Here is a 14,193-nt window from a genome sequence, read left to right as displayed (position 1 = left end):
GAACAGGCGCGACTGCCCCTGCTCGGCGCCCTCTGCCAGGAGACCCTGCGTTTGCACCCACCGGTGCCGATCGTGCTTCGCACCCTCACCGAACCGTGGGGCGGGGGCGGGGGGCGCCGGCCCCCCGCCCCCCCCCGGCCGGGGGGGGGGGGGGGGGGGGGGTCCCCCCCCCGCACCGCCACCGGCCGCGACGGCACGCTGCTCGTAGTACTCGTCCAGGGTCGGCTGCGCGGGCCGGGCCGTCGGACGCGCGGTCGGCGCGGCCTGCTCACGCGGCCGTGGCTCCACCGGAGTCGGCGGCGCGACGACCGGCGCGGCCTGCTGCGCCGGGGTCGGCAGGATGGTGGCCAGGCCGCGCAACGCGCGCCCGAAATCGGGGTCGATCAGGTCGTTGGCCGGATCGTCGAGCGGGGAGACCGAACCGCCGTGCGCGTCGGGCTGGTAGCGCCAGTGCGCCGCGATCTCGGAGTGTCCGTGCCGCCACTGCAATTGGGCGACCCAGAATCCTTTTTCGTCCTTCCAGGCGTCCCATTCGGCCTGTTCGATGGTGTGGCCGCGCTCGGCGAACGCCGCGGTGACGATCTCGTGCAGCGTTTCCAGGGCGGGACCGTCGGGGCGCACGGGATGCGCCTTCTGCGCCAGTTCGGCGGCCCGGGCACGTTCCAGCAACACCGGATAGGCGAAACGTTCGACTTTGCTCGCCGGCATGCCGGATTCCGCCGTGACCTGCTCGACGGACGCTCCGGCTCGAATGCGGGCCTGGATATCGCGAGGACGCATGGACGCCTCCGTTTCGATCTCGATCTGGCCGAATCGTGCGAGGTCGCCGCGCGCCGCCGCGCGGAGCTTGTCATCGGCGGGCAACCGGTATTTGGTGCCGGACTCGGTGTCACTGCACACGATGTGCGTGGAGTCGGGCGTCACCCCGATCACTCGAAGTTCACGCACCGTTACCTCCCTATCGCGTCGGCTACGACACCGCCCACTTTCCTAGACAGTAGTGCACATTACTTGCCCGCGGCAGCAGACACGCACGACCGAAATCGCGCACCGAGCGGGCAGGTACCGCTAATCTGATCGGCTCACCACCCGAATCCCACACGTGTACAGGCGTTTTGGTGATGGATCAACATCAATTGTCCCGGACCGAACCGGTGGTGTGATGCGAATATTGCGAATCCGTGGCGCGCCTACGCAAAGGGCCGGTGCGTGATGAACCGGAAATAGTTCACCGCGCACCGGCCCGTCGGCCGAATTGTGTCAGAGCTGGCCGACGACCCAGTCGATCGAACGGGTCAGCTGCGAAACGTCTTCCGGATCGATGGCCGGGAACATGCCGACGCGCAGCTGGTTACGACCCAGCTTCCGGTACGGCTCGGTGTCGACGATGCCGTTGGCCCGCAGGATCTTCGCGACCTGCGCGGCGTCGACCGCGTCGTCGAAGTCGATGGTGCCGACGACCTGCGAGCGATGCGCCGGATCGGTCACGTACGGGGTGGCGAAGGAGCTCGACTCGGCCCACGAGTACAGGCGCGAGGAGGAATCCAGGGTGCGCTTGACGGTCCAGTCGAGGCCGCCGTTGGCGTTCATCCACTCGATCTGGTCGGCGAACAGCAGCAGGGTGGCCAGGGCCGGGGTGTTGTAGGTCTGGTCCTTGGTGGAGTTGTCGATGGCGATCGGCAGCGACAGGAACTCCGGGGTCCAGCGACCCGACTCCTTGATCTCGGCGACGCGCGCCAGCGCGGCCGGGCTCATGATCGCGATCCACAGGCCACCGTCGGCGGCGAAGCACTTCTGCGGGGCGAAGTAGTACACGTCGGAGTCGGCGATGTTCACCGGCAGGCCGCCCGCACCGGAGGTGGCGTCGATGGCGATCAGGGCGTTCTCCGAACCGGCCGGACGCGAGACCGGGATGGACACACCGGTCGAGGTCTCGTTGTGGGCCCAGCCGATGAGGTCGACACTCGGGTCCGACACGGGCTCGGGCGCGCTGCCCGGCTCGGCCGAGACGACGATCGGGTCACCGATGAAGGGGTTGCCCTTGGCGACCGAGGCGAACTTCGAGGAGAACTCGCCGTTGGTCAGGTGCAGCGAACGCTCACGGATCAGGCCGAAGGCGGCGGCGTCCCAGAACGCGGTGGTGCCACCGTTACCGAGAACGACCTCGTAGCCCTCGGGCAGGGAGAACAGCTCACGCAGGCCGTTGCGCACCCGCGCCACCACGTCCTTGACCGGCTTCTGGCGATGCGAGGTGCCGAACACCGAGGCGCCCACAGTCACCAGGGACTGCAGCTGCTCCGGGCGGACCTTGGACGGGCCGCAGCCGAACCGTCCGTCGGCGGGCTTGAGGTCGGCGGGAATGGTCGGGAACGCACTGGTCATGGGGGCGAGTTTAGTGGTGGGTGGATGGTCCGGCGCGCACGGGGGCGGGGTCGCTGAGCCGCTGTGAGGCGGCCCACTCGGGGCTGGACGGTCGCTCAGGAGACGCGGGTCGGAGCGGCGGGTTCGACCCCGTCTCGGCCGCGCGTCGCGGCGCCGGGGCGAAGTGCGGGGAATTCGCCCATGTCCGTACGGTGTTCGCATTACCCTTTCGCTATGAGCCTCGCCGCGGCCGACTCGGGTCGGACCCTGCTCGACCGGTTTGTGTGGGCGTTCGGGAGGCGGCCGGGTCTGCTGGCCGAGAGCTCCCGGCGGGAACTGCTGATCAGGGGGTTACCCGCGACCGCGACGGTGCTGTCGGTGCGGTCGCGGCGCGGCGAAGGGGGATACCGGTTCTCGGTGCGGGTGCACCTCCCCGGCGAGCTCGCTTACGACGCGCGGGTGCGGCAGCGGGTTCGTAGCCAGGACCTGGAATGGATGCAGCCCGGCGACACCGTCGGCTGCCGGGTCGACCCCGGCGACCGCGATCGCGTGGTGCTGTACGTCCCCGACGTCCCGCAGTCCGGCCGCAGCGCCGCCGCCAAGATCCTCGCCAACGGCCGCCGCGCCGAGGCCACCGTCCTGGCGGTCGCCCCCATCGCCGCCGACTACACCGGCCGCGACGACCCGGTCCTGCGCCTCGACCTGGAACTGCGCGCCTGGGACGAACCCACCCCCTGGCGGGTCCGCCTGATCCAGCCCGTCCCCCTCGCGGCCGTCGGCCAGATCGAACTCGGCACCCGCCTCGACGCCGCCTTCTTCACAGTCGACCGCGGAACCTCCGTCGCCATCGATTTCTCGACCCTGACCTGACCGAGCGGCCCGCCGGTCACGCGAAGGGCGCCGGCGGCTCGGAGCCGTCGACGCCCATCGGCTGTGAGTCCTTGTGCGCGGACCGTCACTCGGCCGGTTGGGGCGCGAGTGTGGAGAGGTGGGCTCGGTGTTGCGGTGTGGGGGCCGGGCGGGGTGGCATCTTGTGGTGCACGCTGTGCAGTGCGTGTTTGACCACGCCGGGGACGAGCAGATTCAGCCAGGCGCCTGCGATGCCGAGCAGGTCCTGGACGTCGTCGGGGCGGCGGATGATGGCGTCGACGATCATGTCGACGGCGGTCTCGACGGGGAGCTTGGTGTAGGCGTGCAAGCCCTCGGGCGCGGCCATGGCGGTGTCGATCATCGGCAGGTGCACGCGGGTGAAAACCACTCCGTCGGAGAGGGTTTCGATGGCCGCGATGCGCATGACCGCGTCCAGGGCGGCCTTCGATCCGACATAGGCGGAGAACTGCGGCGGGTAGGTGAGGGTGCCGACCGAGGAGCTGGTGATGATCTGCGCGCCGTTCTTCTCGCGCATCTCAGGTAGCAACTGGAGGATCAGTCCGACCGCGCCGAAGTAGTTGACGCGCATGGTGCGTTCGAAATCGTGGAGGCGTTGCGCGGACCGGTCCAGCGGCCGCCTGATCGAGCGCCCCGCGTTGTTGACCAGGATGTCCGGTGCGCCGAATTCGACGAGGATGTCGTCGGCCAGCTTCTCGACGCCGGCCGCGGTCGACAGGTCCGAGGTGATGGCGAAAGCCTTACCGCCCTTGCCGCGGATCTCGGCGACCAGCTGATCCAGCTCCGCCGTCCGCCGCGCGGTGACGACCGTGATCGCCCCCGCCTCGGCGACGCGCGCGGCCAGCCCCCGCCCGATCCCACTGGACGCGCCGGTGATCAGCACGGTCTTGTCGGCGACCTGGTCGCGCAGGCTGGGGCGAAACGGGTTGGGGAGCCGAACCGGTCCGGTCAACGCGTTGCTGACGAGCCGCATGAGCTCGAATTCGGCCCTCTGCAGAGCCTTACCGGTATCAATCATCGTCGAGCGACCCTTCGGTTATCCAGCCAGAGCCCAACTGACCATACCGCGTGTCAGAATCCACTGCCCGGCAATGGATTCCGACATATCGGGTCGTTCATTCCGAAGGTTCGGGCGGGTATCAGCCCCCGGCGATGGTGGACCAGCCGGCGACCTCTTCCGGCTTGCGGGGGCCGGGGCCGGTGTAGATGGCGGCGGGGCGGACGAGCTTGCCCAGCTGCTTCTGCTCGAGGATGTGGGCACACCAGCCGGCGGTACGGCCACAGGTGAACATGGCGGGCATCATGTGCGCGGGGACCTCGGCGAAGTCGAGGATGACCGCGGCCCAGAACTCGACATTGGTCTCGATGGCGCGGTCGGGGCGGCGCTCGCGGAGCTCGGCCAGGGCGGCCTGCTCCAGGGCGGCGGCGACCTCGAAGCGCGGGGCGTCGAGGCGCTTGGCGGTGGCGCGCAGCACGCGGGCGCGGGGGTCCTCGGCGCGGTAGACGCGGTGACCGAAGCCCATCAGCTTCTCTTTGCGGTCCAGGATGCCCTTGACCAGCCCACGCGCGTCGCCGGACTGCTCGACGGCTTCGATCATCGGCAGCACACGGGCCGGGGCGCCGCCGTGCAGCGGGCCCGACATGGCGCCGATGGCGCCGGACAGCGAGGCCGCGACGTCGGCGCCGGTGGAGGCGATGACGCGGGCGGTGAAGGTGGAGGCGTTCATGCCGTGCTCGGCGGCCGAGACCCAGTAGGCGTCGATGGCCTCGGTGTGGCGCGGGTCCGGATCGCCCTTCCAGCGGGTCATGAACCGCTCGGTGACGGTCTCGCACTCGTCGATCTTGCGCTGCGGGACGGCGGGCTGATAGATGCCGCGCGCCGACTGGGCCACGTAGGACAGCGCCATCACCGAGGCGCGGGCGAGGTTCTCGCGGGCGGTCTCGTCGTCGATGTCGAGCAGCGGCTCGTAGCCCCAGATCGGGGCGAGCATGGCCAGGCCGGCCTGCACGTCGACGCGCACGTCACCGGTGTGCACCGGCAGGGGGAAGGGCTCGGCGGGCGGGAGGCCGCGGCCGAACTGGCCGTCGACCAGCAGGGCCCACACATCGCCGAAGGTGACGCGATTGGTGACCAGGTCCTCGATGTCGACACCGCGGTAGCGCAGGGCGCCACCGTCTTTGTCCGGCTCGGCGATGTCGGTGGTGAAGGCCACCACGCCTTCCAATCCGCTGACGAAATCCTGTGGTACCGAGCTGGTAGTCATGGTGACTCTCCTTGCGGGGGCATGCCGATCACCGCAACCATAGTCCCGCCGATACCCCGGAGTAACCTCGCCCCTATGCGTGACCAGGACCCTTCCGCGGCCGCCTCGCCCGATCTCGCGCGCATGCGCGTCGACTACGGCGACCCACTCTCGGCGCCCGCCGTCGAACCCGACCTGGACGAGACCTGGGTCGCGGGCGGCTGGGAACCGTTGCTGCGCAATTGGATCGAGCAGGCCACCATGCTCGGCGTCGCCGAGCCCAACGCCATGGTGCTGGCCACCGTCTCGCTGGCGGGACCGGTGCCGCGCCCGGTCGCGCGCACCGTGCTGTGCAAGGGCCTATCACCCGAGGGCGTGACGTTCTACACGAACTACGACTCGGCCAAGGGTGGCCAGCTCGCCGCCGACCCGTACGCCGCGGCGACCTTCGTCTGGCCCGCCCTGGCCAGGCAGGTGCACGTGCGCGGAGTGACCGAGCGGGTGCCCGCCGAGGTGACCGCCGCCTACTGGCAGGCGCGGCCACGGGAATCGCGGCTCGGCGCCTGGGCCTCCACGCAATCGAAGCCGGTCGCCTCGCGCGCCGAACTCGACCGCACCCTGGCCGAGACCACGGCCCGCTTCGCCGACGTCGACGACATCCCCGTGCCGCCGTTCTGGGGCGGCTACCTGCTGCGCCCCGACGAGGTGGAGTTCTGGCAGGGCAGGCGCGGGCGTCTGCACAACCGCATCGTGGTGCGGATCGACGGCGAGGACACCACGGTGGAGCGGCTGCAGCCGTAGGTGGTCTATGTCACCGAAAAAATCGTGGGATCTTTCCGCGGCGATCGCTAGCGTCCCGTGAGTGAAACTGCTCGCCGACACCGAACCCCTGCGGAATCCGGATTACCGCAGGCTCTGGACGACCAACATCGTCACCGTCATCGGCGCGCAGCTCTCGGTCGTCGCGGTGCCGCAGCAGATCTTCCAGATCACCGGCAGCTCGGGCTACGTCGGCTTGGCCGGCCTGTTCGGGCTGGTGCCGCTGATCGTGTTCGGGCTGTGGGGCGGCGCCCTGGCCGACGTGATGGACCGGCGCACCCTGCTGATCATCACCACGGCGGGCACCGGCGCGACGGCCGTCGCGTTCTGGGCGCAGGCCGCGCTCGGGCTGAACAATGTGTGGCTGGTGCTCGGGCTCTTCGCCGCCCAGCAGGCGTTCTTCGCGGTCAACCAGCCCACCCGCGGCGCGGCCATCGCCCGGCTGCTGCCGCCGGAGCAGATCGCCGCGGCCAGCTCGCTGAGCATGACGGTGCAGAACGTCGGCATGATCGCCGGACCGGTCCTCGCCGGCATCCTGATCCCCGTGCTCGGGTTGCCGACCCTGTACCTTATCGACGCGATCGCCCTGCTCGCGACGCTGTGGGCGGTATGGAAACTGCCCGCCTTCCCGCCGACCGGTGACCAGCGCAGAGCCGGACTGCGCGCGGTGCTCGACGGCTTCCGCTACCTGACCGGTCAGCGCATCCTGCTCGCCTCGTTCGTCGTCGACATCATCGCCATGGTGTTCGGCATGCCGCGCGCGCTGTTCCCGCAGATCGCGCACGAGACCTTCCACGACCCGGCCGAGGGCGGGGTCGCGCTGGGGCTGCTGTTCGCCGCCATCTCGGCGGGCGCGGTGCTCGGTGGCGTCTTCTCCGGCTGGGTGCCCCGTATCCGCAGGCAGGGCCTGGCGGTGATCGTCTGCATCGCGGTCTGGGGACTGGCGATGGTCGGGTTCGGCGTCGCGGTCGGACTCGCCGGGCACGTGTTCGGGCTCGGGGTGTGGTTGTGGATCGCGGTGGCGTTCCTCGCGCTCGGCGGCGCGGTCGACATGATCTCGGCCGCCTTCCGCACCGCGATGCTGCTGAACGTCTCCACCGACGAGATGCGCGGCCGGTTGCAGGGCGTATTCATCGTGGTCGTGGCGGGTGGACCACGTGTCGGTGATGTTGCGCACGGTTTCGCGGCCGCCAGCCTGGGTACCGCTGTAGCTGCCGCGGGTGGTGGCGTCCTGGTCGTGATCGGGGTGGTTCTCGCAGCGTTGGCCTTTCCCGCGTTCGTGCGCTACCGGGTGGGTCGCGCGCACACCGATTCGACCTCACCGTCTGACGGGCTCGGTGTGAGAACAGCGCAGGACAACCCCTGATTGCTCGCCTCGACCGAACAACAGCTAGCGTTAGCGCAAGTGCACCGCGTGCCGACCGCATCGGTGCCGACGGTTCTAGCCTGAGAGGGATCCTTCCGTGCCCGCTGAGAACATCACCAACGTCGCCGAAGACGCCAAGGCGGTACTGCAGTACCCCGGTGGCGAGTTCCCGATCTCGGTCACCAAGGCCGCAGAGGGCAACGACGGACTCGACTTGGGCAAGCTGCTGGCCAGCACCGGTTACGTCACGTACGACCCCGGTTTCATGAACACCGCGTCGACCAAGTCGGCGATCACCTACATCGACGGTGAGGCGGGCATCCTGCGCTACCGCGGGTACCCGATCGACCAGCTGGCCGGCCGCTCGACCTTCATCGAGGTCAGCTACCTGCTCATCTACGGCGAGCTGCCCACCCAGGCCCAGCTCGACGACTTCACCGATCGCATCCGCCGCCACACCCTGCTGCACGAGGACCTGAAGCGGTTCTTCGACGGCTTCCCGCGCAACGCGCACCCGATGCCGGTGCTGTCGTCCGCGGTGAACGCGCTGTCGGCGTACTACCAGGACTCGCTGGACCCGCGCGACCCGGAGCAGGTCGAGCTGTCGACCATCCGCCTGCTGGCCAAGCTGCCCACCATCGCGGCCTACTCGTACAAGAAGTCGGTCGGCCAGCCGTTCCTCTACCCGGACAACTCGCTGTCGCTGGTGGAGAACTTCCTGCGGATGACCTTCGGCTTCCCGGCCGAGCCCTACGAGGTCGACCCGGAGATCGCGGCCGCGCTCGACATGCTGCTGATCCTGCACGCCGACCACGAGCAGAACTGCTCCACCTCGACCGTGCGGCTCGTCGGCTCCTCCGACGCCAACCTGTTCACCTCGGTGTCCGGTGGCATCAACGCGCTGTGGGGCCCGCTGCACGGCGGCGCCAACCAGGCCGTGCTCGAGATGCTCGACGAGATCAAGGCCAACGGCGGCGACGTCAAGGAATTCATCCGCAAGGTCAAGAACAAGGAAGACGGCGTGAAGCTCATGGGCTTCGGGCACCGCGTCTACCGCAACTACGACCCGCGCGCCACCCTGGTCAAGCAGGCCGCCGACAAGATCCTGTCGAAGATCGGTGGCGACGACCAGCTGCTCGACATCGCCAAGCAGCTCGAAGAGGCCGCCCTCACCGACGACTACTTCGTCTCGCGTCGCCTGTACCCGAACGTCGACTTCTACACCGGCGTCATCTACCGGGCCATGGGCTTCCCGACCCGCATGTTCACCGTGCTCTTCGCCATGGGCCGCCTGCCCGGCTGGATCGCCCACTGGCGCGAGATGCACTCCGAGCCGCTCAAGATCGGCCGCCCGCGCCAGATCTACACCGGCTACGGTGAGCGTGACTACCTCGATATCGGCACCCGCTGATCTCGACACTCGTCTGGCGACTTACTCAACTATCGAAGGGGATAGCCGAATGACCAAGCCGGAGATCGAATTCCAGGAGGGCCCCGCGCCCACCGCGCTCGTGATCAAGGATCTCGTCGAGGGCGAAGGCAAGGAAGCGGTGCCCGGCGGCACCGTCGAGGTGCACTACGTCGGCGTCGAGTTCGAGACCGGCGAGCAGTTCGACTCTTCGTGGGACCGTGGCGAATCCATCACCTTCCCGCTGCGCGGCCTGATCCAGGGCTGGCAGGACGGCATCCCCGGCATGAAGGTCGGCGGCCGTCGCCAGCTGACCATCCCGCCGGAGCTCGCCTACGGCCCCGCCGGTGCGGGCCACCACCTCTCCGGCAAGACCCTGGTCTTCGTGATCGACCTGCTCGACGCGCACTGACCTGAGCAGACCACTGCGGCCCGCCTCCCCTGGGGAAGGCGGGCCGCAGTCGTCTGGGGGCCACTATTCGTGGACGACCTCGACCGGGTCGGTGAGGGCCAGGGCGAGGGCCGATTGCTGGGCCTGCCCCAGCGGCGGCAGGGCTTCGATGGCCTTGCCGGTCTGGGTGTTGAGGTTGCCGACGATGTTCTGGAGGGCGCCGACGCCCGTGGTCATCTGTTCGATGGCGGAGGCGACCTGGGCGCCGCCCTGGTCGGCGAGGGCGGGCAGGCCCTTGGCGAGTTCGGCGCCCTGGCTGAGCTGGACGCGGGCGCTGTCGAGGCGGGCGACGACGGTGCGCAGCAGGGTGCCCAGGTCGGTGCCGGGGTCGACGGCGGCGCCGGTCAATTCGGCGAGGCCGGTGAGCTGGGTGCCCGCCTGGCTCGAAATGCCTCGCAGTGCTTCGAGTTTGGTGATGATGTCGGCCAGCTGCGGATCGTCGGCGAAGGGCAGGGCACGCAGCAGCGGCAGGATCTGGTCGAGACCGGAGCTCATCGCCCCCGCTCCGCGTTCGACCTCCGCGATGGTGACGCCGGTGGCGCCGAGTGCGTCGGCGAGCTGATTCGCCTGCGTGGTCGCCCCGTCGACGGTCTGGTTGAGCAGCTCGATGGCCGAAGTGAGTTCGCCCGCACCCTGTTTCGCGAAGTCGAGGAAGCCGAGCATCTCCTCGGCGCCGCCGCTGAACTGGGCGGCGCCGTCTGCGGCCGCGTTCACCCCGGCGCTGAGCAGCTGCGCGGTGAACTGCACCGACGTCATCTGGTTGCGCGCCTGCGCCACCGCGGCCAGCGCGGCATCGACGCCCGAGGCGCCGATCCGGTGCGTGACGGCGGCGACGGCGCCGTTCACCTCGCCCTCGTCGGCGCCCTCGTGCGCGCTGACGGTGACCTTGGCGCGCTGGGGCTGCGGCGTGGCCAGGGTGGCCATGGACGCCGTGAGGTTCTCGGGCAGGGTGATCACCGCGGCGTAGTCGGCGGCGTCGATCTCGCCCGGCTTCGCCACCGTCCACTCGTAGCCGCCCGCCTCCTCGACGGCCTTGGCCACACGCGCCCCGGTCGGCCCGGCATCGGCGTTGACCAACGCGAATCCGGTGGGCGCCGCACCGCCGCCCGCGCACGCGGCGATGCCGCCCGCCGTGAGTGCGACAGCGGCGACGAGACAGGCCACTCGGGCACGTTTTCCGATCATGGCGGCGACGGTATCGGGGCAGTGCACAGCGCGCGTTGGGAGAGGTCTGAGAGTTCGGTGAGGATGCGGCGCGGGCGTTAGCCGCCGGTGTGCCGGCGAAAAGCTGTTCCCGGTGAGCGGGACAACCAAACCTTCACGCGATATGTACTGCGTCACATCTGCTTTCGTGGTCCCGGTACATCCGGTACAAATCTCGAGTCAATCGACATCGAGAATTTTTTCGATTCGTCCGGGGGTTGCGGGGATTCACCGGGGGCATCGGGAGGGAGACATCGAACATGGGCAATCACAACATCATTCGTACCGCGCGCCGCGCGCTGGTCGCGGCGCTGCCGCTGGTCGTCGCCACCTCGCTGGTCACCGCGGGCACCGCGGCGGCCGACGTCGACACCGAGCGTCAGGCGCAGATCGCCACCGGCCTGTCGAGCGCGGGTACCGCCGACGGCGTCGACTTCCGCACGGTCGTCGCGCCGGATCTGCGCAGCATCTCCGCGACCGTCGACAACGGCCGGTTCGTGATCACCCCCGACGCCGTCACCGTGGTCTCGGCCACCGGCGCCGTCGTCGGCCAGGTGCCGCTGAAGTTCACCACGGCCACCGGCAACGCCGTCGCGATCGCCTCGGTGGTCTCCGAGGACGGCAAGAGCCTCGCGATGGCGCCGCAGCTTTCCACCGACACCAGCACCGAGCTGAAGAACATCGCCACCGACCCGTCGGCCGCGAACCACGACCCGGTGCAGAACGGGGCCGCCGCGGGCGCCACCGTCGGTGCGATCGCCGCCGCGATCCTGTGCATCCCGGCCCTGGCCGCGTTCATCATCGGCTACGTGTTCTGCGCGGTGCCCGGCATCATCAACATGGCCCTGACCGGTGCCGTGATCGGCGCTGTCATCGGCCTGGTGATCCCGGAGTCGGTGCCGCAGGTCCTGCCCTGACGCTGAGCGTTAGCCGAACTGCCCCGTCTCCGCTTCGGAGGCGGGGTTTTTCGTTGTCCGGCGGATCGGCAGATCGAGTACCAGCCGGGCCCCGCCGAGCCCGCTGGTCTCGAAACGGGCGCTGCCGCCGTGTAACTGGGCCTGCTGGGCGACCAGCGCGAGGCCGAGGCCCGAGCCGCCCTCGCTGGCGTTGACGCCACGGGCGAAGCGGGCGAACACGGCCTCGCGCTCGGCGGGCGGCACCCCGGAACCGTTGTCGTCGACGGCGATGACGATGCGGTCCGTGCCGGTGCGGTGCGCCGAGACGACCGCGCGGGTCGCGCCGCCGTGCTTGACCGAGTTGGTCAGCGCGTTGTCGACGGCCAGCCGCAGCCCGGCGGGCAGGCCGAGGGTGATGAGTTCGGCGTCGGTGTCGATGCGGACCGAGAGCCCCGGATAGTGCCGCATCGCGTCGTGCGCGGCCTGATCGCAGAGGTCGGCCACATCGGTGGGTACGTGATCGGCCTCGGCGGTGAGGTCGCCGCGGGCCAGGCGCTCGAGCGCGGTGAGGGTGGTCTCGATCCTGGTCTCGTTGCGGGCGAGGTCGTCGAGGATCTCGCGGCGCTGGGCCTCGGTCAGGTCGAGCGTGCGCAGGACCTCGAGATCGGTGCGGATCGCGGTCAGCGGGGTGCGCAGCTCATGGGCCGACACGGCGGCGAAGTCGCGGGCCGTCTCCAGCGCGGCGGCCGTCTCCGCCTGTGCCTCGTCGACGCGGCCCAGCATGGTGTTCACCGCGTCGGCCAGTTTCACGGCCTCGTCGACGCCAGAGCCGTCGACCGGCTGGGCCGAGGTGGTCGGGTCGCCGAACCCGCTGCGCGCCGAGACCTGCTCGGTGAGCTTCACGATCGGGCGCACGGCCCGCCCGGCGAGCAGCCAGCCCAGCGCCGCCGCGGCCGCAACGGCGATCGCCGCACCGGCGAGCACCCAGCGCTGCTGGTCGGCGGTGGCCTTGGCGGCCTCGGTGGTCGGGATGGCGAGGGAGACGGTGCGTCCAGCAGGCTGGTTCTCGGTGGAGGTGAGCACGCGGTAGGGCTGGTCGTTCACCACGACGGTCTGCGAGCCGGGTGGTAGATCCGGCAGCTGGGTGGAACTCGACGCGGTCACCTGGCCGTTGTCGCGCACGGTGAGCGCCATGGTGTTCTGCAGCCCGGTCAGGTTGACGAATCCCGTCGCGAGCACCGGTTCGATCAACACGATGCGGGACGCGATCTCGAGCTGCTGATCGGTCTGGGTCACATTGTTGCGTTCGATTGCCTGGAATCCGACGAACGCGGCGATCGTCACGATGATGACGGCGCCCGCGGCGGCCGCGCCCGCCACTCGGGAGCGCAACGAAAATGATTGTCTCCGATGAACTTTCGATGAAGGCTCGGTACTCATTTGGGTTCCCGGAGCACAAACCCGACGCCCCGGATGGTGTGCAGAATCCTTGGCGTGTCATCTATTTCGAGTTTGCGGCGCAGATATCCCACGAACACGTCGACGACATTCGTATCGGCGACGAAGTCGTAACCCCACACCAATTCGAGCAGCCGCTCCCTGGTCAGCACGACACCCGCATTCCTTGCGAGCGTCGAGAGCAATTCGAATTCGCGTTTGGTGAGCTCGATTTCCCGGCCGTGCAGCAGCGCGCGATACCCGGCCACATCGATCTGCAACGGGCCGACGGTGATCGTGCCGGGCGCCACCGGCTCCGTGGTGTCGGTGCGTCGACGCAGCAGCGCGCGGATCCTGGCCACCAGCTCGGCCAGCTCGAACGGTTTCACCAGGTAATCGTCGGCGCCGGACTCCAGGCCGGCGATCCGGTCGTCCACCGAGGACCGGGCGCTGAGCACGCAGACCGGCACGTCGTTGCCCATCGCGCGCAAGGCCGTCACGACCCCGGCGCCGTCGAGCACCGGCATGTTCATGTCGAGCACCACCGCGTCGGGGGAGTGCTCGGACACCGAGCGCAGCGCCGCGGCCCCGTCGCGGGCCACCAGCACCTGGAAGCCGGACAGTCGCAGCCCGCGTTCGACCGAGGCGAGGACATCGGGGTCGTCGTCGACGACGAGGACGGTGGCGGCGGCGCGTTCGGTCACGGACGCCATGGTATTTCGCCGCGCCGCCCGGCAGCGTCAGGGCGTCGGCGCCACCGGGTCACCGTCACGCTCGCCCGCCTCCTGCCCGGGCGGAGCGGAAGCGCCGAGCGGGGGATTGGCCAGGATGCGGTCGGCCAGGGCGGTGAGCACGGCCGGGTCCTCGATGGTGGCCGGAACTTCCACGTGCTCGCCCGCGGTGAGCTGACGGATGGTCTTGCGCAGGATCTTGCCGGAACGGGTCTTCGGCAGCCCGGTGACGATGATCGCGCTGTGCAGGGTCGCGATGGCGCCGATCTGGGCGCGCACGCGTTCGGCCAGTTCCTCGCGCAACTGCTCCGGGTCGACCTCGACGCCCTGCTTGAGCACGACATAGGCCAGCGGAAGATGGCCCTTGAGCTCGTCCGGGACGCCGATGAC

At 69.6% G+C, this 14,193-nt stretch carries 13 protein-coding genes and 1 pseudogene; 6 read left to right on the top strand and 8 right to left on the bottom strand.

The genetic code is table 11. The features are described 5' to 3' along the window. Nucleotides 1–210 precede the first annotated feature (210 nt). Together sepH and serC are read right to left on the bottom strand one after the other, a co-directional pair. Nucleotides 211–948 (bottom strand): annotated as a pseudogene (gene sepH, locus QH270_RS22580) (septation protein SepH); the annotation flags it as partial. A gap of 312 nt (nucleotides 949–1,260) precedes the next feature. Then, complete coding sequence (serC, locus tag QH270_RS22575; protein WP_280345863.1) at nucleotides 1,261–2,382, bottom strand: phosphoserine transaminase; 1,122 nt, start codon at nucleotides 2,380–2,382, stop codon at nucleotides 1,261–1,263. A 213-nt stretch (nucleotides 2,383–2,595) separates the two neighbouring features. On the opposite strand from serC, the gene QH270_RS22570 reads away from it, so the two are divergent. Next, the gene (locus tag QH270_RS22570; protein ID WP_280345860.1) at nucleotides 2,596–3,231 is read left to right on the top strand and encodes a hypothetical protein; all 636 of its coding nucleotides are present in this window, start codon (nucleotides 2,596–2,598) and stop codon (nucleotides 3,229–3,231) included. 85 nt (nucleotides 3,232–3,316) lie between these two features. Here QH270_RS22570 and QH270_RS22565 read toward each other — a convergent pair whose 3' ends face one another. Together QH270_RS22565 and QH270_RS22560 are read right to left on the bottom strand one after the other, a co-directional pair. Next, nucleotides 3,317–4,267 carry an SDR family NAD(P)-dependent oxidoreductase gene (locus tag QH270_RS22565; RefSeq protein ID WP_280345858.1) on the bottom strand — a complete coding sequence of 317 codons (951 nt, stop codon included), beginning with the start codon at nucleotides 4,265–4,267 and terminating at the stop codon, nucleotides 3,317–3,319. A 121-nt stretch (nucleotides 4,268–4,388) separates the two neighbouring features. Further along, nucleotides 4,389–5,513 carry a citrate synthase 2 gene (locus QH270_RS22560; RefSeq protein ID WP_280345856.1) on the bottom strand — a complete coding sequence of 375 codons (1,125 nt, stop codon included), beginning with the start codon at nucleotides 5,511–5,513 and terminating at the stop codon, nucleotides 4,389–4,391. A 75-nt stretch (nucleotides 5,514–5,588) separates the two neighbouring features. Here QH270_RS22560 and pdxH point away from each other — a divergent pair, with 75 nt between their 5' ends. The 4 genes from pdxH to QH270_RS22540 all read left to right on the top strand — a co-directional run bounded on the left by pdxH (nucleotide 5,589) and on the right by QH270_RS22540 (nucleotide 9,497). Continuing rightward, the gene (pdxH, locus tag QH270_RS22555) at nucleotides 5,589–6,293 is read left to right on the top strand and encodes a pyridoxamine 5'-phosphate oxidase (protein ID WP_280345853.1); all 705 of its coding nucleotides are present in this window, start codon (nucleotides 5,589–5,591) and stop codon (nucleotides 6,291–6,293) included. A 61-nt stretch (nucleotides 6,294–6,354) separates the two neighbouring features. Beyond that, complete coding sequence (locus QH270_RS22550) at nucleotides 6,355–7,677, top strand: MFS transporter (protein WP_280345850.1); 1,323 nt, start codon at nucleotides 6,355–6,357, stop codon at nucleotides 7,675–7,677. A 97-nt stretch (nucleotides 7,678–7,774) separates the two neighbouring features. Then, nucleotides 7,775–9,088: a citrate synthase gene (locus QH270_RS22545; protein ID WP_280345846.1), complete on the top strand. Its 1,314-nt coding sequence runs from the start codon at nucleotides 7,775–7,777 to the stop codon at nucleotides 9,086–9,088. 49 nt (nucleotides 9,089–9,137) lie between these two features. Continuing rightward, on the top strand, nucleotides 9,138–9,497 hold the full coding sequence (locus QH270_RS22540) for an FKBP-type peptidyl-prolyl cis-trans isomerase (RefSeq protein WP_280345845.1): 360 nt from the start codon (nucleotides 9,138–9,140) through the stop codon (nucleotides 9,495–9,497). 63 nt (nucleotides 9,498–9,560) lie between these two features. Here the strand turns inward: QH270_RS22540 and QH270_RS22535 are convergent, their stop codons facing one another. After that, nucleotides 9,561–10,721 carry a hypothetical protein gene (locus QH270_RS22535; RefSeq protein ID WP_280345842.1) on the bottom strand — a complete coding sequence of 387 codons (1,161 nt, stop codon included), beginning with the start codon at nucleotides 10,719–10,721 and terminating at the stop codon, nucleotides 9,561–9,563. Between the two features lie 278 nt (nucleotides 10,722–10,999). Here QH270_RS22535 and QH270_RS22530 point away from each other — a divergent pair, with 278 nt between their 5' ends. Then, a complete protein-coding gene (locus QH270_RS22530) occupies nucleotides 11,000–11,656 on the top strand; it encodes a hypothetical protein (RefSeq protein ID WP_280345839.1) in 657 nt (218 codons plus the stop codon). A gap of 9 nt (nucleotides 11,657–11,665) precedes the next feature. On the opposite strand, the gene QH270_RS22525 is transcribed toward QH270_RS22530, so the two are convergent. From QH270_RS22525 to QH270_RS22515, 3 genes are all read right to left on the bottom strand, one after another. Further along, on the bottom strand, nucleotides 11,666–13,075 hold the full coding sequence (locus tag QH270_RS22525; protein WP_280345837.1) for a HAMP domain-containing sensor histidine kinase: 1,410 nt from the start codon (nucleotides 13,073–13,075) through the stop codon (nucleotides 11,666–11,668). Beyond that, on the bottom strand, nucleotides 13,072–13,785 hold the full coding sequence (locus tag QH270_RS22520; RefSeq protein WP_280345835.1) for a response regulator transcription factor: 714 nt from the start codon (nucleotides 13,783–13,785) through the stop codon (nucleotides 13,072–13,074). The genes QH270_RS22525 and QH270_RS22520 overlap by 4 nt, the downstream gene beginning before the upstream one ends. 27 nt (nucleotides 13,786–13,812) lie before the next feature. After that, nucleotides 13,813–14,193, bottom strand: a 381-nt coding sequence (locus QH270_RS22515; protein ID WP_432420408.1) for an AMP-binding enzyme, incomplete at its 5' end; no start/stop codon positions are given.

It is taken from the genome of Nocardia neocaledoniensis (assembly GCF_029868625.1).
GTDB classification, from domain to species: Bacteria; Actinomycetota; Actinomycetes; order Mycobacteriales; family Mycobacteriaceae; genus Nocardia; species Nocardia neocaledoniensis_A.
The sequence above is the reverse complement of the archived record's forward strand: the minus strand, read 5'-3'. Positions and strand labels throughout refer to the sequence as shown.